This window comes from Kitasatospora sp. NPDC034533 (assembly GCF_055575155.1).
In genome coordinates, this window is the sequence record NZ_JBVITE010000011.1 from 101,959 (window position 1) to 123,677 (window position 21,719).

Here is a 21,719-nt window from a genome sequence, read left to right on the forward strand (position 1 = left end):
GCCCGTGCCGTCCGCCTACTGGACCGCTACAGCGAACCGGCATCGCCCCGCGCCGATTCCACGGGCTCGATCAGCAGATTGGTCAGTGCGAGGAGGCGGTCCTGAACTGATCGGTCATAGGAAAGCCGGTGCGCATGGGAGGCTTGCATCTCGTTAAAGAACTGGCCCGTCTTGCCCGCCATACCCTCTCGCACCGCGTGCAGCACCGCCGTCGTGCCCTCGGCGACCGTGGACCAGGGACTCGTCCCGGTCTCACGGACCATGGTGGTGTCCATGAAGGTGGCCGGGTGGCTGCAGTTGGCGCGGATGCCGTCGCTCGCGTACTCCTCGGCGATGACGAAGGTGAACGCGGCTAGGGCGAACTTGCTGCGGGTGTACGCCTCCATGCCACGGTAGCCCCGGGTGTACTGCGGGTCGTCGAAGTCGATCGGGCTCTGGCCGACTGAGCCGATGTTCAGCACCTGAGCGTTGCCGGCGGCGCGTAGTGGCGCCCTGAGTGCTCGGGTGAGCAGCGCAGACGCCAGGTAGTTGACGGCTAGTCGCAATTCATACCCGTCCTGGCTCAACTCGCGCCGCTGCGGATCGGCACCGGCGCCAAGTCCCGCGTTGTTGACGAGCAGACCGAGCGAGGGGTGGTCAGCAGCCACCTGCCGCCCGAGCTCCATGGTCTGCCGTAGCGACGACAGGTCGGCGAGGTAGGGATATGCCGTACCCCCCGCCTGCCGGATCTCCGCCACCACCTCGTTACACCGCAGCGCGTTGCGCCCGTGTACCAGTACGGTCCACCCCCGCTCCGCCAGGGCGCGTGCGGTACTCCGCCCCAGGCCGGAGGTGGCTCCGGTGACCAGGGCTGGAGCTACCGGTGGAACGACATCGTTGTTGCTCACCAGTTGGGTCCTTTCACGGATTCGGATCGCTGCCGGGAATGGTGTCGCGTAGTTCGATGGCGACCATCACCAGGGTCCGGTCGGACAGATTGTGCACATAGTGCCGCATGGGCAGCGAATCACCGCGGTTGTATACGATCTGCCCAGTTTCCAGCGCCACGGACTTGATCAACTCTCCGTGCTCATCGCGGGATTCGCCGTAAGCGCCGGAGAGCACGACGGTAACCCAGGGATAGCGATGCGTGTGGGCCGGTCGGCGTTCGCCCGGAGGAACGGTCTCCACCCAGCACTTCACGTGGTCCTCGTCGATGACGAGATCAGCGCCGAGATCCTCCCACGGCTCGGCGAACGGTTGGGGCTGCGCCATCATCGGCCTCCTTCGTCGGGCTGGGTCACGCCTGCCGCACCTGCACGAGACAGCAGCCGGCGGGGATTGTCGACGAGCAGCGTGTGGACCGTCTCGTCATCCACGCCAGACTCCTTCAGTAGTAGCGGAATGACCCGCTCGAAGAGGTGGACGTAACTCCACTCGGGATAGAGCTCCGCGCGCTGCTCGACGGTCAGGTAGTCAATGTGGACCGGGTGGTCCTGGGAAACGACCAGCTGGGTGGTGTGACCGGCCCTGACCAGGGCGGCGAGCGTCGCATTGCGCTGCTCGTCAGGAGCGAAGGGCGTCATGCCGTACCGGTCGTAGCCCAGCAGACAACCGGTGTCCGCCAGGGAGCGCAGGTACGCCAAGTCCGGGGAGTCGCCAGCGTGTGCGACGACCACGGAATCCGGGGCAACACCCTCGCGTTCGAGCAGCCGCACCAACCGGACGCCGTTGCCTTCGAAGGGGTTGGAGTGCACCACCACCGGAACGCCCGTGCGGCGGTGCACCTCGCCGACTACCGCGGCCATGCGCTCGGCGGCGCGCCCCGGCGGGGTCTCCTCGCAAGCGAACTTGAGAACCCCGGCGCGGATCCCGGTATCCGCGATCCCCTCGGTGACGTCTCGCATCAGCAGCTCGATCAGCGGGTCCTCGGCTTCGACGGCGCAGCCCGGCCCCCGGAAGCGAGCGAAGAGCGGAATCCCGTCGACGGAATACACGCCGGTGGCGACCACGATGTTCACCCTGGTGCGCTCCGCCACCCGACGTACCAGCTCAATATCGCGCCCCTGGCCGATGACAGTCATGTCCACAATGGTGCGGACACCGGCTTCGTAGGCGCGCTCCAGCTGGCCGACCGCTTTCTCCACTCCGGCCGAAGGATCCCAGAGACCCGGAAAATTCGACTGGAATTCAGAACTCAACACGAAGACGTGTTCATGGGCAAGTGTGACGCCGAGATCGTCAACCGGAATCTGGCCGCCGACGGTCGATATGTTCCTCAGAGGCAGGGAACCACCAAATCCCATGCGCTGCACCCTTCTTGTTCGTCAGGCATTGTTCCTGATTCTTCCGCTCGAACGCTTGACTGGTCGAGCAGCGAGGGTGGTGGTTCGGCTACCTGGAACGCAAGTGCGAGCGCGACTGGTGAGCCTGGTAGTGAAGTAACTAGCATGAAGTGAAGCCTGTCTGCCCGGATTTCCTCCTGGGATCGTCGACAACAAGCCGCCGGAAAACCGGTCGCCTGCGGATTCCCCCGTGCCGCGTGGAAGGAACCGTTGGCCGGCGGCCCGTTACCAGTTCCACTCGATCCAGGAGATGGCCTTGTCTTCATCCACCCTGTCCGGCTCTCACATCGTCGTGATCGGCGGCACCTCTGGCATCGGCAAGGCGGTGGCGCAGCTTGCTGCAGCGGCGGGCGCGACCGTCACCGTCGGTTCCCGTTCCCAGGAGAAGCTGGCCCAGACGGCGAAGGAGATCGACGGCGTCCGGACCGGCGTCATCGACGTCACCGACGAGGCCAGCCTGCAGGCGTTCTTCGCGGGCATCGACTCCCTCGACCACCTCGTGATCTGCCCTGGCGACATGGCCGTGGGCTCGGTCTACGACGTCTCGCTCGACGACGTGCGCCGCGCACTGGACACCAAGATCGTCGGCCAGATGCTCAGCGTCCGTCACGCCGGCAAGAAGCTCTCCAAGCAGGGCTCGATCGTGCTGATCGCCGGTGCCGCCGGGTTCAAGCCCTACGCCGACATGAGCATCACCGCTGCCGCCAACGCCGGCATCGGCGCCATGGGGAGGTCCCTCGCCGTCGAACTCGCCCCGATCCGGGTCAACGTCGTGGTCGGCGGTCTGATCGACACCCCGCTGTGGTCGTTCCTTCCCGAGGAGGTCCGGGCCGGGCTCTTCGAGCAGACCGCGAAGACCTCTCCGGTGGGCCGGGTCGGACAGCCGGAGGACGTTGCCCTCTCGGTGCTTCACCTGCTGGAGAACACCTTTGTCACCGGCGCGGTCGTACACGCCGACGGCGGCGGCACGTTGTGAGTCGCGCGGCTCAACCGGGCGCGGCCGGCCTCTCGGGGCCGGCCGCGGCCCGGCCGGATCCGGCGCGGGGGCCAGGCCGGCTCGTCTTCCTACTCCTGGCGGCCGCCTGCGGGCTCTGTGTGGCCAACCTCTACTACATCCAGCCGATCCTGCCCGATATGGCCGCCTCGCTGCACCGCACCCCGGGTTCGCTGACGCCAGCGGTCTCCAGCACTCAGTTCGGCTACGCGTTCGGGCTCTGCGCGCTCGTCCCACTCGGGGACGTGGTCGATCGCAAGCGTCTGCTCAGTGTGCTGGTGAGCGCCGCCGTCGGCGTACTGGTGCTCATCCCGCTGGCCTCCGGAGTGCTACTCCTGGCCCTGTTCTTCGCGCTCGGGCTGGTGAGCGTGGCAGCGATGATCATCGTGCCGCAGGCAGCCGACATGGCACCCCCGCAGCAGAGGGGTGCGGTGGTCGGTACGGTGATGACCGGCCTCATCCTCGGCGCGTTGCTCTGCCGCACCTTCGCCGGTGTGATCGCCGGTCTCGCCGGCTGGCGCACCGTCTACTGGGGAGCAGCGGTAATCATGGTCGGCACTGGCCTGGTGCTCCGCCGGGTGCTACCCCACCAGCCGGTCTGCGAGCACCTGACCGCCCGAACCTACGCACGGCTGCTGGGGTCCATCCTCTCGCTGGTGCGCACCGGGCGGGTGCTCAGGGAGCGGTCTCTCTACGGCGCGCTGGGATTCGCGGCCTTCAACGTCCTGTGGACCTCGGTGCCACTGCGGCTCATCGAGGCTCCGTACCACTACGGCACCGCCGCGATCGGGGCGACAGGCCTGCTGGGTGCTGGCGGTGCGCTCGGGGCGAACCTGGCCGGCCGGTTCGCAGACCGGGGACGGCAGTTGACCATCACGCTGACGGCCTTCCTGATTATCGCGATCTCGTTCGCCGTGGTGTGTGACTTCTCCGCCTCAATCGTGGTGCTGGGTCTGGCGATCCTTCTAATCGACTTCGCTGTACAGGCCGCCCACATCACCAACCAGGCAACGGTCTTCGCCCACGTCGAAGGCGGCATGCGCAGCCGCGTCACCACGGTCTACATGACCTGCTACTTCATCGGCGGTGCGGCTGGGTCTGGCCTGACCGGGCTCGCCTGGGCACAAGGCGGTTGGCCCGAGACAGCCCTGCTGGGGTGCGCCGCCGGCCTGTGTGCCCTGGTCCTCGTGGGCACGTTCGCCGTCAGCCGACGGCGGCAGGTGCCAGACGGCCCGAGCTGACCCACCAGCGCCGGGGTGGGACGAGGTGTCCGGCGCACTCTCCGTGATGCGACCAGAAAGGCAACGACGAAATCCGATGTATGACATGCCCACATCCGCGTCGGCCATCACGCCGAAAGACCTGCGGTACAGATCGCTCACGGCGCGCTCCCGCAACACGCGCTTCGTCGGCCGCCCGGACCGCATCCATGTCCCCGGCACCGCCGAAGAGGTGCGGCAGGCGGTCGCCGAGGCGGTCGGCGCCGGTGCCCGTCTCGCGGTCCGCGCGGGCGGGCACGGGCTGGAGGGGATGGTGGACGACCCCGAGATCCACACGTTGGTCGACGTGTCCCGCCTGGACGACATCTGCTACGACCCCGAGCAACGAGCCTTTGGCATGGGCGCGGGGGCGCTCCTCGGATCGGCCTACCGCTCCCTCTACCTGGGCTGGGGAGTTGCGATCCCGGGCGGAACGTGCCCGTCCGTGGGCCTGGGGGGCTACGTCCAGGGCGGCGGCTTCGGGGCGCTGTGCCGTCGGCAGGGCCTGATCGTGGACCACCTGCAGGGCATCGAGGTGGTCGTGGTGGACGCGACGGGGGAGGCCAGGATCGTCCGGGCCACCCGGGAGGACGACGACCCCAACCGCGACCTGTGGTGGGCCCACACCGGAGCCGGCGGCGGTAACTACGGCGTGGTCACCCGCTTCTGGTTCCGTTCTCCCGAAGCCACCGGCTCCGCCCCCTCCGCCCAACTGCCGACCCCCCCAGAATGGATGCTCTTCGCCTCGGTGAGCTGGCCCTGGGAGACGATGACCGAGCGGGCGTTCGCCAGGATCGTGCAGAATCACGGTGCCTGGCATCTCGAGGAGGCCGAGGGCGGCGCATCGTACGACACCCTCTACAGCGGGCTCTACCTGAACCAGCGCTCGGTCGGCCGACTCGTGCTAAACGCGCAGATTGATGCCGATGTGCCGGATGCTCGACGCCTCCTGGACGAGTACCTCGCGGCAGTAAATAACCGGGTCGGTGTGCCATGCAGCATCCAGTACGAGGCGCATCCCTGGCTGCAGGTCACCCAGCGGGACGTCGAGAACCGCGGCAACCAAACACGCTCCAAGAGCAAGGGCGCCTACCTGCGACGGCCCTACACCTCCACCCAGACCGAGATCCTCTATCGCTACCTTTCCGAACTGGGCTACGACGGACACACCACGGTGGTGCTGTTCTCCTACGGCAGAAAGATCAACTCGGTCGATCCGGCAGCCACTGCCGTAGCGCAGCGGGACTCAATCCTCAAGAGCTACCTCGGAACCTACTGGGTGGAGCCGGCGGAGGACGAGAAGCACATCCAGCGGACCCGCGAGTTCTACCGGGACCTCCATGCGGAGACCGGAGGTGTACCCGTTTCTGACGCCCGTACCGACGGCTCCTATATCAACTATCCGGACATCGACCTGGCCGATCCCCTCTGGAATACGTCGGGAGCCCCCTGGCATGCCTTGTACTTCAAGGACAACTATCCGAAGCTGCAACGGGCCAAGGCCCGATGGGATCCACTGAACGTCTTCCGGCACGCACTCTCAGTTCGTGTGGAATCCGGTCTCTGAGACTACGTCGAGCGAGAGAGTCGGGTCCGGCAGCACAGCGCCGCCGGACTTGCCCGGCAGATCTACGTACAGTCGCGACCTCATCCGTTCGTCGACCAGCTCACGGAGACGGCCGAGCAGTCGCCCGTCATAGAGCGGCTGGTACACGACGAGCGTGGCGTCGATATCGGCCATACGCAGCTTCACGTAGCCCAGTTCAATCCTGCCGAGGATGGGATGGTCGAACGACCTCTGGGAAGGTCGAGCGGGCGCCAGGTCACGTCGCTGCCAGAGGTCCCGAAACTCAGGACTCTCCTGTTCTAATCTCCGCACCAGATTGGCGTATTCCGGATACACCAACTGATCGGCGACCTGAGCGCGGAATAACGCTACCGTCTCAAGCGCATGCTGGTCCCAATCCGGGAACAGCGTCCGGAAGTTGATATCGAAAGTCATGACCAGACTGTTTCGATCTGCCTGCGCCAGTGATTCGAAGTGGGGGAAAAGTACGCAGTAGCCGTGGTTCCAGGCAAGCACGTCGAATCTTTGATTGCTGATGAAGGCCGGCATCGGGTCCATCAGCTCCAGGAACGAGACGTACTGCGCGGGGATCTCATCCCTCGAACAAAGAGGCTGACACATCTGAGGCACTTCACCTGCCAGACGAAAAAGGTGCTCTGTCTCGGTCGCATCCAGGCGCAACGCCTGAGCGAGGCTCGCCAGCACCTGCTGGGAAACTCGGATGCGCCGCGCCTGTTCCAGCCACGTATACCAGGTGACGCTGACGCCGGCCAGCAGCGCCAATTCTTCGCGTCGAAGGCCCGGCGTCCGACGCCGACCGTAAGAATTACTGATCCCAGCCTCTGCAGGTGTGATCCGCTCGCGCCTGCTCCGCAGAAACGAAGCCAACTCCTGTCGCTGCTTGTCCGACATTGCCATAAATTCCCCCCATGCAAGCCGAGGCCCCTACAAGCCTTTGTCAGATCACTTCGCCGAAGCTTCTCTTCTCGACAGCCTCCAACTCGGTTAACCTCATGCACAAAATGATCACCCCAGCATTGCACATAGTCTAGACCATTCACGCTACAGCGGAATGTGATATGCACCACTACGACTACAGAACGTGACCATCACGCCTGACGGGATCACGCCGTAACGAAATTCCAAAATTTACCTTTCTGGGCGAATTCCGACCGGACACTGAATCAACTCTTCAAAATTAGGTGAAATCGGCAGATGGGGCCACCGAAAGGCGCCTTCTGCCACATACCCCGCGAGCACGTGAAGGAACGGCAAGCCTCAAGACCCGACTGCTGGCCCTGCTCGCGATCGTCGGCCCGGGCATCAGCGTGATAACGGGCCATGTTCATCCTGATCGCGGTCAGCCTGCTGCTCGTCCTGCTCACCTTCATGTCCCACCCTGCTGGGCACACGCTGCCCACGATTTCGTCGTCTCCGGCATCCAGGGCGGCATCAACAGCGACACCGTCGTGCTCATCATCGCGATCGTCGGTGCCACGGTGGCCCCCTGGCAGGCTGTTCTTCCAGCAGTCCAACGTCAGCGACAAGCGCATCACCCCGCGCTTCATCGGCTACGAACGCGCCGACACCGTGATCGGCTCGATCGTCGTCGTCGGCGCCCTGTCCTGGCCATCATCGCCGACTGCGCCGCCCGCAGGACCTCCTTCGAAGGCACTTCACCGACGCTGGCGGCGTCGCCCAGGCTCTCGGCCGGCACAGCCACGCCATCGTCCTCATGGACGTCAACATCATCGGCGCCGCCATCATCCTCGCCACCAGCTACGCCTTCGGTGACGTCTTCAGCCTGCGCCACTCACTGCACCTCGGCTTCGGCGAGGTCAAGCAGCTCTACGCCTCATGGTGCTGCTCGCACCGCCGACATCGTCCTCATCCCCGGTGCACCGCTCGGCGTCATCACCGAAGCCGTCCAGACCCTCGCCGGCCTGCTGCTCCCCCCGCCAGCATCTTCCTGCTGCTGCTATGCAACGACCCCGAAGTCCTCGGCCGTTGGGTCAACCCCCGTAGCTCAATCTGCTCGCCACCATCGTCATCGCCGTGCGGCTCCTGATCTCCGGCACACTGATGGTCGCCACGCTCTTCCCGTCCCTCGACATCAAGGGCCTCACCCTCTGGCTGGCCGTCCATCCTGGTCGCGGGCCTGGCCGCGGCGGCCGTCGGCCTGCGCGCTGGCCGCCGCCGGAGCGGTGGCGGGCAGCGACCTGCGGCGCCGGCGATGTCCGAGACCGAAAAGCTCGCCTGGCGCATGCCACCACTCGCTCTGCTCAAGTTCGTCCAGTGGTCACCCGGATTCCGCCTCGGCATGCTCGCGCTGCCCGGCTGCCTCGTCCTGAGTGCTGTCCTGCCTACTGGTCAAAACCGTCCGCCTCAGTAGCGGGTGACCACCGCCGGTACGTCCCCCAGACCGAGTCCAGTCAGCGCCTCGGCGAAGGCCTCCGGGCCCCACTCCCACCAGTCCACGGGGTTGTCGGCGTGCTGCTGGAGGTACGGGGACGTCGCGTCGGCGAGGCGGTTCACCATGGCGGAAGTATCCCAGCCGCGCGCCCCCGCGCGGGAAGGCCCCTCACCCAACACGCCGACGGCGGAGGGGCCGGCCCCGCGCGCGCCGGGCGCCGCCCATGGTCAGCCCGCGATCAGCGGGTTTCCGCGCCTCACGGTCCGGGCCCGGCGACCGGGGCGCCGAAGGGCCGGCCCTGGGGGGCCGGCCCTCGGTTCACTCCTTCGGGCTCTCCGGCTCCTCGACGAAGTCGACCTTCTTGAACTGCCGGTTCATCGACTTGGCCAGGAACCACGTCGCGACGCCGAGGGCGGCGAAGACGACGAAGCCGAGGAGCCCGGGGGTGACCTTGGAGTCGTCGACGGCGAGGTCAGCGGCGAGGTGGACGAGGTTCACGGAGGCACTCATATCTCTATGGTGGCCCGGCTCACGCTCGGCCGGGCCGTCGGGGGTGGTTCAGTCGCGCGTGTCGGCGGCCTCGGCCACCAGGGAGGGGACGCGCAGGCCGGCGAACAGGTCGTCCTCCGGCAGGTCCACGTCGACCAGGGTACGGGCGAGCTCGTAGTCCTCGGTGGGCCAGACCTCCCGCTGGATCTCCAGCGGGACGCGGAACCACGGGCCGTCCGGGTCGATCTGGGTCGCGTGGGCGATCAGCGCCCGGTCGCGGGTCTCGAACCAGTCGCCGCAGCGGACCCGGGTGGTGATCTCCCGCTCCTTGCGGCCGCTCTTCTCCCAGCCCTCGATCCACTCGCCGTACGGCGACTCGTGGCCGTGCTCGGTGAGGTACTCGTGCAGGGCCCGGATGCGGCCCATCGGGAAGCCGTGGTTGTAGTACAGCTTGAGCGGCTGCCAGGGCTCGCCGGCCTCCGGGTAGGCGTCCGGGTCGCCCGCGGCGTCGAAGGCCAGCATGGTGATCTTGTGGGTCATGATGTGGTCGGGGTGCGGGTACCCGCCGTTCTCGTCGTAGGTCGTGATGACCTGCGGCTTGAACTCGCGGATCAGCCGGACCAGCGGCTCCGCCGCCGTCTTGACGTCCTCCAGGGCGAAGCAGCCCTCGGGCAGCGGGGGCAGCGGGTCCCCCTCGGGCAGGCCGGAGTCCACGAAGCCCAGCCAGGCCTGCTTGACGCCGAGGATCGCCCGCGCCTCGTCCATCTCCTTGCGGCGCACCTCGTGGATGTTCTGCTCGACGTACGGGTCCCCCTGGAGCTTGGGGTTGAGGACCGACCCGCGCTCGCCCCCCGTGCAGGTGGCCACCAGCACGTCCACGCCCTGCTCGACGTACATGGCCATGGTGGCCGCGCCCTTGCTGGACTCGTCGTCCGGGTGGGCGTGCACCGCCATCAGTCGCAACTGCTCAGTCAACGCCTTGCGTTCCTTCCACACTCGTCGGGCGTTCCGCGGAGTCCGGGGTCTGCCCACCGTACGAACCGCTCACTTCGGGACCGCGTCGCCGCGGGGCCGTGCCGTCCGACGTCGTCGGCGCGGCCGAGCCCTGCCCCCGCCGGACCGGCCGCGGGCGTGCCCCTCCTATAGTGACGGACTGGAGGAGCGTCGCATTCCCCCGCACCACCCAGGGCGGCCCCTCCCCCAGGAGAGGACGGAGTCCGATGAGTGCAGGCACCACCGCCACCGGTCTGCCCGAGGGGCGCTACGGGCGCGGCGGCGGCCGTGACTCGGACCGCCGGCTGAAGGTGATCGGCGCGGTCTGCGGGGTGCTCGGCCTCGGCCTGGTCGCCTGGCTCGGCGGCTCCTACGTGCTGCGCGAGTCGAAGATCAACGGCTCGGTGCCGACCTTCCAGGTGCTCTCCGACTCCGAGGTCCAGCTGCACCTCACCGTGCGCAAGAGCGCGGGGCAGGCCGGCACCTGCACGGTGCGCTCGCAGGGCGACGACCACGGGGTGGTCGGGGTGGCCGACTTCCCGGTCCCGGCGGCCGGGTCCAGTTACGACGCGGTGGTCACCCTGCGCACGACCTCGCGCGGCACCACCGCCGAGCTGCTGGGCTGCACTCCGGCCAAGTAGGAACCCGCCCGGCGACGCGCCCGCCCCTGCGACGCGCCAGCCCCCGGCGGCCGCATCCGCCTCCGGGCGGCGCGCATATTCGATCCGGAGAGCGGGCATCCGTACAGGGTCCCGTTCACCGTCGCCGTACACACCCGTACACACCGGCGTAACGCCACCGTCAATGGCGCCCGAACGCCCCTCCCGCTTGTCGGCAGGACTTGTTAGGCTCGTGGTTTCGCCCCTTCCGCACCGGATGGTACGGGAGCGGGCGTTGCTTTGTAGTTACGACCGAAATCACCACCGACCCCTGCTGACGACTCACACCCTCAGCACAGCCCCGCACCTACGAGGAGCACCCGTGACCCAGACCAGTGAGAACGTGACCTGGCTCACTCAGGCCGGCTACGACCAGCTCAAGGCCGAGCTGGACCACCTGACCGGTCCCTGGCGCATCGAGATCGCCCAGAAGATCGAGGCGGCGCGCGAGGAGGGGGACCTCAAGGAGAACGCCGGCTACCACGCGGCGAAGGAGGAGCAGGGCAAGTACGAGCTGCGCATCCGTCAGCTGACCCAGCTGCTGGAGCGCGCCAAGGTCGGCGAGGCCCCGGCCGACTCGGGCGTGGTGGCCCCGGGCATGGTCGTCACGGTCGCCTTCGACGGCGACGAGGACGACCTCATGGAGTTCCTGCTCGCCTCCCGCGAGGTCGCGGGCGCCGACGACCTGGACGTCTACTCGCCGCAGTCCCCGCTGGGCCGCGCGATCGACGGCAAGCGGATCGGCGACGAGGCCACCTACGAGCTGCCGAACGGCAAGCCGGCCATGGTGAAGATCGTCAAGGTCGTGCCGCACGCCGGCTGATCCGGCCGCACGACACGAGGGCGGCCGCGGAGTCCGGGGACTTCCGCGGCCGCCCTCGGCGTACCGGCTTCCCGGTTCCCGGTTACGGGGTTCCGATTCCCGGTTCCGGGGTTCCGGGCTTCGGCTCCCGGGGGCTCTCCGGGCTCGCTCAGGCGGTGGACGAGCGGTACTTGCGCACCGACAGCCAGGAGAACACCGCGGTGATCACCACCGACCACAGCACCGACACCAGCGCCGCGTGCTGCATCGACCAGACGTCGTCCACCGGCCCGACCTGGTTGCCGAACAGCACCCGGCAGGCCTGCACCGTGGCGCTGAACGGGTTCCAGTACGCGACCGCCTGGAGCCACCCCGGCATCGAGGCGACCGGCACGAAGGCGTTGGACACGAACGTCAGCGGGAACAGCCAGATCAGCCCGGCCGAGGTGGCCGCCTCGGGGCTGCGCACCGACAGGCCGATCAGCGCGCCGATCCAGGAGAAGGCGTAGCCGAGCAGGAGCAGCAGGCCGAACGCGCCGAGCGCCTTGAGCAGGCCCTCGTGGATCCGCCAGCCGACCAGCAGCGCGACCAGCGCCAGCACGACCAGGGTGAACGCGGTCTGGCACAGGTCCGCGAGGGTGCGGCCGACCAGCACCGCCGAGCGGGCCATCGGCAGCGAGCGGAACCGGTCCACCAGCCCCTTGCTCATGTCCTCCGCGATGCCGGCCGAGGCGCCGGCCACGGCGAAGGTGACGGTCTGGGCGAAGATGCCGGCCATCAGGAACTGGATGTACGTGTCCGAGCTGGAGTTCGTGCCGGGGATCTTGATCGCCCCGCCCATCACGTACGAGAACAGCAGCACGAACATGACCGGCTGCATCAGCCCGAAGATCACGATCTCCGGGATGCGGGTCATCCGGCGCAGGTTCCGCTTGGCGACCACCCAGGAGTCGTGCAGGGTGGCGGAGATCCCCCGGCGCTGCCTGGGCATCGCCGCGCCGATGGCGTGCTCGGTGGCGGTGCCCATCTCAGCTCTCCTTCCCGGCCGCGACGGCCGCCTTGTCCTGCCCCCGGCCGTCGGCGCCGCGCCGGCCGCCGCCCCTGCCCCGGCCGCGCGCCTCGTGGTCGGCGCCGTCCTCCTCCTCGGGCCGCTCCTCGGCGACGTGGCCGGTGAGGGTGAGGAAGACGTCGTCCAGGGTCGGGCGGCGCAGCCCGATGTCGTCGATCTCGATGCCCCGGGAGTCCAGTTCGCGGATCGCGTCGGCGAGCACCCGGGCGCCGCCGCTGACCGGCACGGTGATCCGGCGGGTGTTCTTCTCCAGCGTCGGCTCGTTCAGCGCGAAGCGGGACAGCGCCGCGACCGCGTCGGAGACCAGGCCGGGCTCGTGCACCACGACCTCGATCCGCTCGCCGCCGATCTGCGCCTTGAGGCGGTCGGCGGTGCCGCGGGCGATCACCCGGCCGTGGTCGACCACCGCGATGTCGTGGGCGAGCCGGTCGGCCTCCTCCAGGTACTGGGTGGTGAGCAGCAGGGTGGTGCCCTGCTCGACCAGGGTCTCGATGACCTCCCAGAGCGCGAGCCGGTTGCGCGGGTCGAGGCCGGTGGTCGGCTCGTCCAGGAACATCACCGGCGGCCGGACGACCAGCGCGGCGGCGAGGTCCAGGCGTCGGCGCATGCCGCCGGAGTACGTCTTGGCGGTGCGGTCCTTGGCCTCGGTGAGGTTGAACCACTCCAGCAGCTCCAGCGCGCGGGCCTTCGCCTCGCGGTTGCTCATCTGGTAGAGCTCGCCGACCATGGTGAGGTTCTCGAAGCCGGTCAGGTACTCGTCGACCGCCGCGTACTGGCCGGACAGGCCGATCAGGCTGCGGACCCGGTTGGGGTGCTTGAGCACGTCGACCCCGGCGACCTCGGCGCGTCCGGAGTCGGGCCGGAGCAGGGTGGTGAGGACCCGCACGGTGGTGGTCTTCCCCGCTCCGTTCGGGCCGAGCAGCCCGAGCACCGTGCCCTCGGGGACGTCGAGGCTGACGCCGTCCAGGGCTCGTACGTCGCCGAAGGTCTTCACCAGGTTCTCGGCTTGGATGGCTGGCGCCATGGCCTTGCCTCATCTCCTCGAACGTATGGGGCGATCTGTCCTACTCTGCCCCGTTTTCAGGCAGGCGGGCGACTCCACGGCGCGACCCACGGGACCAGAACGCGATGTATCGCGAGTCTTCCAGCACGCGATATATCGCGTCAAGGGAGAAAGCTCCGCCGCCTCCCGCCAAGGGCACCCGCCCGAGGGGCCCCTGGGACGCCCCGCCCGGGAGGCCACCTGGACGCCCACGCCCGGGGCCGCCCGGCCCCGCGCCCCCGCCCGGCCGCGCGCCCCTGCTGCCCGGCCGCCGCTCAGCCGGAGACCACGTACCCCGCGTCCCGCAGCTCCCCGACCACCAGCGCGCAGTGCTCCGGCCCCTTGGTCTCCAGGTGCAGGTCCACCTCGACCTCGGTCAGCCCCAGCCGCGGGTCGATCCGCACGTGCGCCACGTCCAGCACGTTGGCGTCCACCCTGGTCAGCACGGCCAGCAGGTCCGCCAGCGCCCCCGGCTTGTCCGCCAGTCGCACCCGCAGCGACAGGTAGCGCCCGGCCGCCGCGAGCCCGTGCCGCAGCACCCGCTGCATCAGCTGCGGATCGATGTTGCCGCCCGACAGCACCGCCACCACCGGGCCCTCGAAGGAGTCCGGCCGCTCCAGCAGCGCCGCGATCGGGGCCGCCCCGGCCGGCTCGACCACCAGCTTCAGCCGTTCCAGCCCGAGCAGCAGCGCCCGCGACAGCGCGTCCTCGGAGACCGTGCGGATGCCGTCCGCCAGCGTGTTGACCACCTCGAACGGGATGTCCCCGGGACGCCCGACCATGATCCCGTCCGCCATCGTGGCGTACTGCTCCAGCGACACCGGCCGCCCGGCCGCCAGCGAGGGCGGGTAGGCCGCCGCGCCCGCCGCCTGCACCCCGACCACCCGCACGTCCGGCCGCAGCGGCTTGACCGCCGCCGCGATCCCGGCCAGCAGCCCGCCGCCGCCCACGCCGACCAGGATGGTCCGCACCTCGGGGCACTGCTCCAGGATCTCCAGCCCGACGGTCGCCTGGCCGGTGACCACGTCCCAGTGGTCGAAGGGGTGGATGAACACCGCGCCGGTCGTCTCCGCGTACCGCTGCGCGGCCTGGAGCGCCTCGTCCACGGTGGCGCCGTGCAGCCGCACGTCGGCCCCGTACTCGCGGGTGGCCGCGACCTTCGGCAGCGGCGCCGCCACCGGCATGAACACCGTGGAGCGCACGCCCAGCAGCGAGGCCGCCAGCGCCACGCCCTGGGCGTGGTTCCCGGCGCTCGCCGCCACCACCCCGCCGGCCCGCTGCACCGGCGAGAGTCCCGCGATCCGCACGTACGCCCCGCGCAGTTTGAAGGACCCGGTGCGCTGGAGGTTCTCGCACTTCAGGTGGACCGGCGCACCGATCAGCCCGGAGAGGTGGCGGCTGCCCTCCATCGGCGTCACCCGGGCGACCCCGGCGAGCATCTTCTGGGCACCGCGGACGTCGTCGAGGGTGATCGGCCAGTCGTGCATGGCGCCAGACTACGGGGGCGGGCGACGGCGATCCGGGATGCCGGGCCTGTTCCCGGGCCCGCCCGGCCCGCGTACTCTGCTGCTTCTGAGCCTCCCTCACCGCACGACGATCGTGAGCCGCGATGACGACGACCTCGCCCCAGGCCACCGACCGCACCGACCCCGTGCACACCCAACTCCAGTACCAGCTCGCGGTGTTCGCGCGCCGGATGGAACAGGTCCGGACCTCCGGCGGCGGGATCGGGGCGCTCGACCGGGCCGCCTACCTGTTGCTCGACCGGCTGGAGCGGCACGGGCCCGCCAACGTCAAGGCGCTGGCCGAGGCCCTGGGGGTGGACTCCTCCACGGTGACCCGCCAGGTGGCCCCGCTGGTCGCGGCCGGGCTGGTCGGCCGGGTGCAGGACCCGGCCGACCGCCGTGCCGTACGGCTCGCGCTGACCTCGCACGGCACCGGCCGGCTCGCCGAAGTCCGGGACGGCCGGGCCGAGTTGACCCGCCGGCTGATGGCCGACTGGCCGCCCGAGGAACAGCGGGCGTTCTGCGCCCTGCTGGCCCGCTTCAACCTCGCGATGGAGTCGTACACGGCGGACCAGCAGGGGCAGTGAGGGGCCGCGCGGCCCCTCGGCTTCCTCAGCCCAGCGCCTGCTTGAGGTCGGCCAGCAGGTCGTCGATCGACTCGATGCCGACCGAGACGCGCACCAGGTCGGACGGCACCTCCAGCGGCGAGCCCGCCGCCGAGGCGTGGGTCATCCGGCCCGGGTGCTCGATCAGCGACTCGACGCCGCCGAGCGACTCGCCGAGGGTGAACAGCTCCGCGCGGTTGCAGACCTCGACGGCCGCCTCCTCGCCGTCCGCGACCCGGAACGAGACCATGCCGCCGAAGGCCTTCATCTGCTTGGCGGCGATGTCGTGGCCGGGGTGCTCGGGCAGGCCCGGGTAGAGCACCTGGCTCACCTTCGGGTGGCTCGCGAGCAGCTCGGCGACCTTCTCCGCGTTGGCGCTGTGCCGGTCCATCCGGACGCCCAGCGTCTTGATGCCGCGCAGCACCAGCCAGGCGTCGAACGGGCCGGAGACGGCGCCCATCGCGTTCTGGTGGTAGGCGACCTCCTCGCCGAGGGCCGCGTCGGCCAGCACCAGCGCACCGCCGACCACGTCCGAGTGGCCGCCCATGTACTTGGTGGTGGAGTGGACGACGGCGTCCGCGCCGAACGAGATCGGCTGCTGGAGGTACGGGCTGGCGAAGGTGTTGTCGACCACCAGCAGCGCGCCGGCGCCGTGCGCGATCTCGGCGAGCGCGGCCAGGTCGGTGATGCCCAGCAGCGGGTTGGACGGGGTCTCCACCCACACCGCGCGGGTGTTGGGGCGCAGCGCCTCGCGGACGGTGGCCAGGTCCTGGGTGTTGGCGACGGAGAACTCGACGCCCCAGCGGGTCAGCACCTTGGCGAACAGCCGGAAGGTGCCGCCGTAGGCGTCGTCGGGGATGACGATGTGGTCGCCCGGCTTGAGGATGGTCCGCAGCAGGGTGTCCTCGGCGGCCAGGCCGGAGGCGAAGGCGAGGCCGCGGGCGCCGCCTTCGAGGGCCGCGAGGCACTCCTCCAGCGCGGTGCGGGTCGGGTTGGCGCTGCGGCTGTACTCGTAGCCGCCCCGCAGGCCGCCCACCCCGTCCTGCTTGTAGGTGGACACCTGGTAGATCGGCGTGACGACGGCCCCGGTCTGGGGGTCTGCTTCCTGACCCGCGTGGATGGCGAGGGTCTCGAAGCCCTGAGGAAGCTGGTGCTCGGTCATGGGTCCGAGCCTAGTGGGCGAATGCCGTCAAGCCCTCACGAACCGGAAACCGGGGTGAACCCGCAGGTGGGAACGGGGGTGCCGGGAGTCGCAACTCCGGTGCGCCCGGCCCCGGCGACCGCTACGATCACCACCCGTCGTACACATGTTCACCACGCAACGACCGCGCGCCGCCCTTGCCGTCGCGCCCGGGGGGAGGACCACCGCATGGGCGCGCCCCAGCGTTCCACTGGCATGAGCACGCCGGCATGATCCCGCCACTGCTCGCCCGTGCCGGCCTGCCGCCCCCGCCGACGTGCGGATCGACGCGGTGCAGGGCGCCGTCGCGGCGGCCGGGCGGGATGCCTGACCGTCGCCGCGCACGACCTCGACGGCCGCTCCCGGAATCCGGGGGCGGCCGTCCGCGTTGGAAACGACACCACCTTCCCCGACCCGCTGGAGCAGGCCGTGTTGTTCGACCGCCACAAGACCTCGCTCGTCCCCGCCGACCAGGCGCTGCCCGGCCGGCCCGCCCCGGCCTTCGAGCTGCGCGAGCCGCACACCGTGCTGGGGCACCCGCTGGTGGGCCCGTACCCGCAGGGCCTGGAGGTGGCCGACTTCGGGATGGGCTGCTTCTGGGGCGCCGAGCGCGTCTTCTGGCGCCTGCCCGGCGTCTGGACGACGCTGGTCGGCTACCAGGGCGGGCACACACCGAACCCGACGTACGAGGAGGTGTGCAGCGGGCTGACCGGGCACACCGAGGCGGTCCGGGTGGTGTACGACCCGGCCGTGATCTCCTACGAGCGGCTGCTGAAGACGTTCTGGGAGGCGCACGACCCGACCCAGGGCAACCGCCAGGGCAACGACGTGGGCACCCAGTACCGCTCCGCCGTCTACACCCACTCCCCCGCCCAGGCCGAGGCCGCGGTGGCCACCCGGGACGCCTTCCAGCCGTCCCTGACCGCGCTCGGCTACGGCCCGATCACCACCGAGATCGCCCCGGCCGGCCCGTTCTTCCCGGCGGAGCCGTACCACCAGCAGTACCTGTCGGAGGCCAAGAACCCCAACGGTTACTGCGGTCTCGGCGGCACCGGCGCCTCCTGCCCGATCGGCGTGGCCCGCACCGGGGACTGACCTGCCGCCCCGGCCCGCGCCGGGGCCGGCCCGCGGAGCCGGTCGCCGCGAACCGGCTCACAGCCGGGCCGGGGCCCGCTCCCGGGAGCCGTCGGCCCTGACGCCCGGGTCCTCGGCCAGGAGCCTGCCGTCCGTGTCGTACGCCCCGATCGCGGGACTCACCGACGGCTGGTTCTGGACCGGGGTGTCCACCCGCAGCGGGGGCAGGACGACGTAGTAGCCGATCCACCCCCGCATCCCGGGCGTGGTGACCAGCGTGGCGACGGCCGGCCTGCCTTCCGTGAACGCCACGATCCTGGCCGGCGCGACCGGGCCCAGGTAGATGCCGGACTCGATCGCGTGGTCGCGGTCGCCGTACGACTGGGCGAGGACGGTGGGCCGGTCGTACCCCAGGTTGTCGCTGCGCACGTCCCGGCACCCGCTGCCGGAGTACCAGGCCTCGTCGACCAGGTACTCGTCGCACTTCTCGTTCTCGGTGACCCACATCCGGGCACCGGCGGCCATCTCGACCCGCTCCCCCGGGACGACCTTCCGCACCGGGGAGCGCGGCAGCCGGAGCGTCGGCGGGGTCCCCGTGGCGGTGGGAGCGGGCGTGGAGCCCGGCGCGGCCGTCGGGGTGAACGCCGCCCCGGCGGCGGCCGTCACCTCCCCCACGTGCCGGGCGCTACCCGCCGTCACCGCCGTCAGCCCGCAGATCAGGGCCACCGCGAGCGCCGCGGCCCCGGCCCCCGCCCGGCGGCGGGCCCGGCGGCGCCGGGCACCGGCGAGGACCGCCGACGGCTCCGGCCCGGCCCCGTCCTCCTCCTTGAGCAGTTCTCCGAGCCTGTCCTCGAACGTCATACCGTCACCTCGATGCGCGTCATGGGCTCGGCCGACCCTCCGCAGCGGTCGGCGAGTTCGGGATGTGCGCGCAGCTTCGACATCGCCCGGTGCAGCGTGCTCTTCACCGTGCCCTGGGCGATGCCCAGTTCGGCCGCGATGGCGGCCTCGGTGAGGTCCCCGTAGTACCGCAGCACGACGACCGTCCGCTCCCGTCGGGTGAGCGTTCCCAACGCCTGGTGCAGCAGGGCCCGTTCGGCGTGCCGTTCGGCGAGGTCCTCGGCCAGCGGCCGGTCGGGGGTGTGCTCGGTGGGCAGTTCGCGGTTGCGCAGCCGGCGCCACCAGTCCCGATGCTGGTTGACGACGATCCGCCGGACGTACGCGGTGGGGTCGTCACCGGTGATCCGGTGCCAGTGCAGGTAGGCACGCTCCAGCGCGGACTGCACGATGTCCTTGGCCCGCTCCGGGTCGCCGGTCAGCAGCTCGGCCAGCCTCAGCAGCTGGCGGCCGCTCCCGGCGACGAACGCGGTGAACTCGGCGTCCTGGCGCTGTCTCTGCTCGCGTTTCACACCCGTCCTACTCCTCGGGCGGACCGCGAGGTTCGGTCCGCCCGGGAGGTTTCTTCGGTACGGGTCCGTCGGGTCAGAGGGCGCTGCCGGCCTTCCAGGCGGCCCAGCTCATGTTCCAGCCGTTCAGGCCGTTGTCCGGGGCGACCGTCTTGTCCCCGGAGTTCACGACCTCGACCACGTCGCCGACCATCGAGGACTTGTAGAACTTGTAGCCGTCCGTGCCGCTGTCCTGCGCGCCCTTGGCGTCCTGGAGGCCGATGCAGCCGTGGCTGGTGTTCTGGCCGCCGAAGATGGACGGCGAGGACCAGTAGTTGCCGTGGATGAAGGTGCCCGAGGTGCTCAGGCGCTGGGCGTGCGGCACGTCCGGGATGTCGTACTCGCTGCCCAGGTTGACGGTCTGCGAGTTCATCCGGGTCTGGGTGTACTGCTCGGAGATCACCATCTTGCCGCCCCAGGTGGTGTGTTCGGGCGAGCCGCCGGAGATCTTGTAGACGGCGCTGACCTGGCCGTCGGTGGTGACGGTGAGCTTCTTGGTGGCGAGGTCCGCGACGCTGGTCTGGGCGCGGCCGATGGTGAAGCTGACGTCCTTGGACTGGGTGCCGTACACGCCCTTGGCGCCCTCGACGTCCTTGAGCCGGAGCTTGAGGGTGACCTTGGTGCCCTTGGCCCAGTACTGCTGCGGCCGGAAGTCGAGGCGGGTGCTGGAGAACCAGTGGCCGACGATCTCGACGCCCGGCTCGGCTATCACCGTGATCGCCTGCTGGACGGCCTTGCGGTCGGTGATCGGCTTGCTGAAGTTGATCGAGACCGGCATGCCGACGCCGACCGTCGAGCCGTCCTCCGGGGTGAAGTAGCCGACGAAGGTGTTGGCCGGGGTCGCCGTGGTGAAGACGGCGTTGGAGTCCGCCTCCAGCTTGTCCTTGTCGAAGGCGGTGGCGGCGACGGTGTACTTGGTACCGCTGGCGGGGGCGGCGGCCGAGGTCCAGCTGGTGCCGTCGGCGGAGAGCTGGCCGGCCAGTTCCTTGCCGGCGGTGTCGACGACCTTGACGCTGCTCAGGGTGCCGCCGGTCACGGCGACCTTGACCGGCTCGCTGAAGCTCGCGGCGGCGGCGCCGTCCGCCGGGGTGACGGTGATGACGGCGGCCGAGGTCTTCGGGGCGGCGCTGCTCGCACCGCCGGAGCCCGGGGTGCCGCCACCGCCGCTCCCGCTGCCGCCGGAGCCGCCGTTGCCGGAGCCGGAGGCGCTGTTGTCGTTGCAGGCCGCCAGCAGCAGGACGGGCGCCCCGATCAGCCCCGCGAGGACCCCGCGCCGGCTCCAGTTGCTTCCGGCCACCCGTCCCTGACCGTCCCGTGCCGTCACGTCGCGTCTCCCTGCTGATCATCCCGGGCATTTACGGATACAGAAACGCAATCCACCCGTTCACGGTTCCATCACCGAAGGGTAAGCGATCGTATGAGATGACCCAACTTCCTGACGAACAAGGACGAAACGCCCGGTCCGCGAGGTGGACCGGGCGTTCACGAGCCGTGACGGGCGGGCCGCCACTCAGTGGGCACTACTCGGCGGTCTCGTCCACCTGGTACTCGTCCCACTCCTCGCTGTCCGGGTCGAACTCGGTCTGCGCCGACTCCCAGGTCGCCGAGGCGAGTTCCACACCGGGGACGTCGCCGAGCAGCGCGACGGGGTCGATGAAGTGGGCGAGCGAACCCGACGGGTCCACCTCGATGGCCTCGACGGACTGGGCGCGCTCCTCGTCGTCGAGGTACTCGTCCGCGGTGACGGCCTCCAGGGCGGCGGCCTTCAGCGCGCCCTCGTCGGTGATCTCCGCGATGAGCTCGATCTTGACCCGGACGTAGCGCGGGGCGTCCTGGTCGGTCGTTTCAATGCTGGTCATGCGTGCGAGCGTACGGGACGGCCACGCCCGGCGCGCCGCACGGGCGCCCGCCTGGCGCACACCCCGGGCGCCCCGGAGCGCGCGGGCGAACGGAAGGGGCCGGTCCTCCCGGAGAAGGACCGGCCCCACCGCTCCCCCGCAGTGGCTCCCCCACCCGGGAGCCGCGGGGACGCGCGCCGTGCGGCGCGGTGCTGCCGTGGGAGCCGCCGCATCCTGTCGGCCGGAGCCGGGCAGGAGCGAGACGACGGCGCCTCCCACGGCACGGGACACGACGGGCCGGTCAGGTCCGCCCGGCGTGTCCGGAGCCGACCGCGGTCGCCGGGGAGCCGCTCCCGGACGGTTGCCGTCGCCTCACTCGGCGTCCTGCCGTTGACCACCACGATGCCGGAGCCTTGTTAACCACGTGCTGCGGACAGGTGACGCCGGTGTACCACTTCCCC

The 21,719-nt window shown here is 70.0% G+C and carries 22 protein-coding genes and 1 pseudogene; 7 read left to right on the forward strand and 16 right to left on the reverse strand.

Annotated elements, in window-relative coordinates; genetic code table 11:
• Positions 1 to 26: 26 nt before the first annotated feature.
• The 3 genes from ACZ55U_RS11030 to ACZ55U_RS11040 are packed head-to-tail and all read right to left on the reverse strand — an operon-like array spanning position 27 to position 2,285.
• Positions 27 to 887 (reverse strand): SDR family NAD(P)-dependent oxidoreductase, encoded by an 861-nt coding sequence (locus tag ACZ55U_RS11030; RefSeq protein ID WP_465524778.1) that lies wholly within the window; start codon positions 885 to 887, stop codon positions 27 to 29.
• Between the two features lie 13 nt (positions 888 to 900).
• Complete coding sequence (locus ACZ55U_RS11035; RefSeq protein WP_465524780.1) at positions 901 to 1,257, reverse strand: cupin domain-containing protein; 357 nt, start codon at positions 1,255 to 1,257, stop codon at positions 901 to 903.
• A complete protein-coding gene (locus tag ACZ55U_RS11040; protein ID WP_465524782.1) occupies positions 1,254 to 2,285 on the reverse strand; it encodes a phosphotriesterase family protein in 1,032 nt (343 codons plus the stop codon). The genes ACZ55U_RS11035 and ACZ55U_RS11040 overlap by 4 nt, the downstream gene beginning before the upstream one ends.
• A 295-nt stretch (positions 2,286 to 2,580) precedes the next feature.
• Here ACZ55U_RS11040 and ACZ55U_RS11045 point away from each other — a divergent pair, with 295 nt between their 5' ends.
• From ACZ55U_RS11045 to ACZ55U_RS11055, 3 genes are all read left to right on the forward strand, one after another.
• On the forward strand, positions 2,581 to 3,300 hold the full coding sequence (locus ACZ55U_RS11045) for an SDR family oxidoreductase (protein WP_465524784.1): 720 nt from the start codon (positions 2,581 to 2,583) through the stop codon (positions 3,298 to 3,300).
• A 119-nt stretch (positions 3,301 to 3,419) separates the two neighbouring features.
• Positions 3,420 to 4,559 (forward strand): MFS transporter, encoded by a 1,140-nt coding sequence (locus ACZ55U_RS11050; protein ID WP_465524786.1) that lies wholly within the window; start codon positions 3,420 to 3,422, stop codon positions 4,557 to 4,559.
• An 85-nt stretch (positions 4,560 to 4,644) separates the two neighbouring features.
• Positions 4,645 to 6,144 (forward strand): FAD-binding oxidoreductase, encoded by a 1,500-nt coding sequence (locus ACZ55U_RS11055; RefSeq protein WP_465524788.1) that lies wholly within the window; start codon positions 4,645 to 4,647, stop codon positions 6,142 to 6,144.
• Here ACZ55U_RS11055 and ACZ55U_RS11060 read toward each other — a convergent pair.
• The 5 genes and pseudogenes from ACZ55U_RS11060 to mca form a co-directional block, all read right to left on the reverse strand.
• The gene (locus ACZ55U_RS11060; protein WP_465524790.1) at positions 6,118 to 7,056 is read right to left on the reverse strand and encodes a helix-turn-helix transcriptional regulator; all 939 of its coding nucleotides are present in this window, start codon (positions 7,054 to 7,056) and stop codon (positions 6,118 to 6,120) included. The two genes, ACZ55U_RS11055 and ACZ55U_RS11060, sit on opposite strands and share 27 nt — an antisense overlap.
• A 272-nt stretch (positions 7,057 to 7,328) precedes the next feature.
• Entirely contained in the window at positions 7,329 to 7,697 is a 369-nt protein-coding gene (locus tag ACZ55U_RS11065) for a hypothetical protein (protein ID WP_465524792.1), read from the reverse strand.
• An 883-nt stretch (positions 7,698 to 8,580) separates the two neighbouring features.
• Positions 8,581 to 8,682: pseudogene (locus ACZ55U_RS11070) on the reverse strand (DUF255 domain-containing protein); the annotation flags it as partial.
• 193 nt (positions 8,683 to 8,875) lie between these two features.
• Positions 8,876 to 9,067, reverse strand: coding sequence for a hypothetical protein (locus ACZ55U_RS11075; protein WP_465524794.1), 192 nt, complete (start codon positions 9,065 to 9,067; stop codon positions 8,876 to 8,878).
• 48 nt (positions 9,068 to 9,115) lie between these two features.
• Complete coding sequence (mca, locus tag ACZ55U_RS11080; protein ID WP_465524796.1) at positions 9,116 to 10,021, reverse strand: mycothiol conjugate amidase Mca; 906 nt, start codon at positions 10,019 to 10,021, stop codon at positions 9,116 to 9,118.
• A gap of 245 nt (positions 10,022 to 10,266) precedes the next feature.
• Between mca and ACZ55U_RS11085 the strand changes: the two genes are divergently transcribed.
• Positions 10,267 to 10,680, forward strand: a complete 414-nt coding sequence (locus tag ACZ55U_RS11085) for a DUF4307 domain-containing protein (RefSeq protein WP_465524798.1) — start codon at positions 10,267 to 10,269, stop codon at positions 10,678 to 10,680.
• A 340-nt stretch (positions 10,681 to 11,020) separates the two neighbouring features.
• On the forward strand, positions 11,021 to 11,521 hold the full coding sequence (gene greA, locus ACZ55U_RS11090) for a transcription elongation factor GreA (RefSeq protein ID WP_316526550.1): 501 nt from the start codon (positions 11,021 to 11,023) through the stop codon (positions 11,519 to 11,521).
• A 148-nt stretch (positions 11,522 to 11,669) separates the two neighbouring features.
• On the opposite strand, the gene ACZ55U_RS11095 is transcribed toward greA, so the two are convergent.
• The 3 genes from ACZ55U_RS11095 to ilvA all read right to left on the reverse strand — a co-directional run bounded on the left by ACZ55U_RS11095 (position 11,670) and on the right by ilvA (position 15,098).
• Positions 11,670 to 12,527 (reverse strand): ABC transporter permease, encoded by an 858-nt coding sequence (locus tag ACZ55U_RS11095; protein WP_465524800.1) that lies wholly within the window; start codon positions 12,525 to 12,527, stop codon positions 11,670 to 11,672.
• Between the two features lies 1 nt (position 12,528).
• Positions 12,529 to 13,593, reverse strand: a complete 1,065-nt coding sequence (locus tag ACZ55U_RS11100; protein ID WP_465524802.1) for an ATP-binding cassette domain-containing protein — start codon at positions 13,591 to 13,593, stop codon at positions 12,529 to 12,531.
• Positions 13,594 to 13,886: 293 nt separating this feature from the next.
• Positions 13,887 to 15,098, reverse strand: coding sequence for a threonine ammonia-lyase (gene ilvA / locus ACZ55U_RS11105; protein ID WP_465524804.1), 1,212 nt, complete (start codon positions 15,096 to 15,098; stop codon positions 13,887 to 13,889).
• A gap of 122 nt (positions 15,099 to 15,220) precedes the next feature.
• On the opposite strand from ilvA, the gene ACZ55U_RS11110 reads away from it, so the two are divergent.
• Positions 15,221 to 15,703, forward strand: a complete 483-nt coding sequence (locus ACZ55U_RS11110) for a MarR family winged helix-turn-helix transcriptional regulator (protein ID WP_465524806.1) — start codon at positions 15,221 to 15,223, stop codon at positions 15,701 to 15,703.
• Between the two features lie 25 nt (positions 15,704 to 15,728).
• Here ACZ55U_RS11110 and ACZ55U_RS11115 read toward each other — a convergent pair whose 3' ends face one another.
• Complete coding sequence (locus tag ACZ55U_RS11115; RefSeq protein ID WP_465524808.1) at positions 15,729 to 16,883, reverse strand: cystathionine gamma-synthase; 1,155 nt, start codon at positions 16,881 to 16,883, stop codon at positions 15,729 to 15,731.
• A 447-nt stretch (positions 16,884 to 17,330) separates the two neighbouring features.
• Here ACZ55U_RS11115 and msrA point away from each other — a divergent pair, with 447 nt between their 5' ends.
• A complete protein-coding gene (gene msrA, locus ACZ55U_RS11120) occupies positions 17,331 to 17,996 on the forward strand; it encodes a peptide-methionine (S)-S-oxide reductase MsrA (protein WP_465524810.1) in 666 nt (221 codons plus the stop codon).
• Between the two features lie 57 nt (positions 17,997 to 18,053).
• On the opposite strand, the gene ACZ55U_RS11125 is transcribed toward msrA, so the two are convergent.
• The 4 genes from ACZ55U_RS11125 to ACZ55U_RS11140 form a co-directional block, all read right to left on the reverse strand.
• The gene (locus ACZ55U_RS11125; RefSeq protein WP_465524812.1) at positions 18,054 to 18,836 is read right to left on the reverse strand and encodes a hypothetical protein; all 783 of its coding nucleotides are present in this window, start codon (positions 18,834 to 18,836) and stop codon (positions 18,054 to 18,056) included.
• Positions 18,833 to 19,384 (reverse strand): SigE family RNA polymerase sigma factor, encoded by a 552-nt coding sequence (locus ACZ55U_RS11130; protein ID WP_465524814.1) that lies wholly within the window; start codon positions 19,382 to 19,384, stop codon positions 18,833 to 18,835. The genes ACZ55U_RS11125 and ACZ55U_RS11130 overlap by 4 nt, the downstream gene beginning before the upstream one ends.
• A 73-nt stretch (positions 19,385 to 19,457) precedes the next feature.
• On the reverse strand, positions 19,458 to 20,744 hold the full coding sequence (locus ACZ55U_RS11135) for a L,D-transpeptidase (RefSeq protein WP_465524816.1): 1,287 nt from the start codon (positions 20,742 to 20,744) through the stop codon (positions 19,458 to 19,460).
• 196 nt (positions 20,745 to 20,940) lie between these two features.
• Positions 20,941 to 21,279 (reverse strand): hypothetical protein, encoded by a 339-nt coding sequence (locus ACZ55U_RS11140; protein WP_465524818.1) that lies wholly within the window; start codon positions 21,277 to 21,279, stop codon positions 20,941 to 20,943.
• Between the last annotated feature and the right edge of the window lie 440 nt (positions 21,280 to 21,719).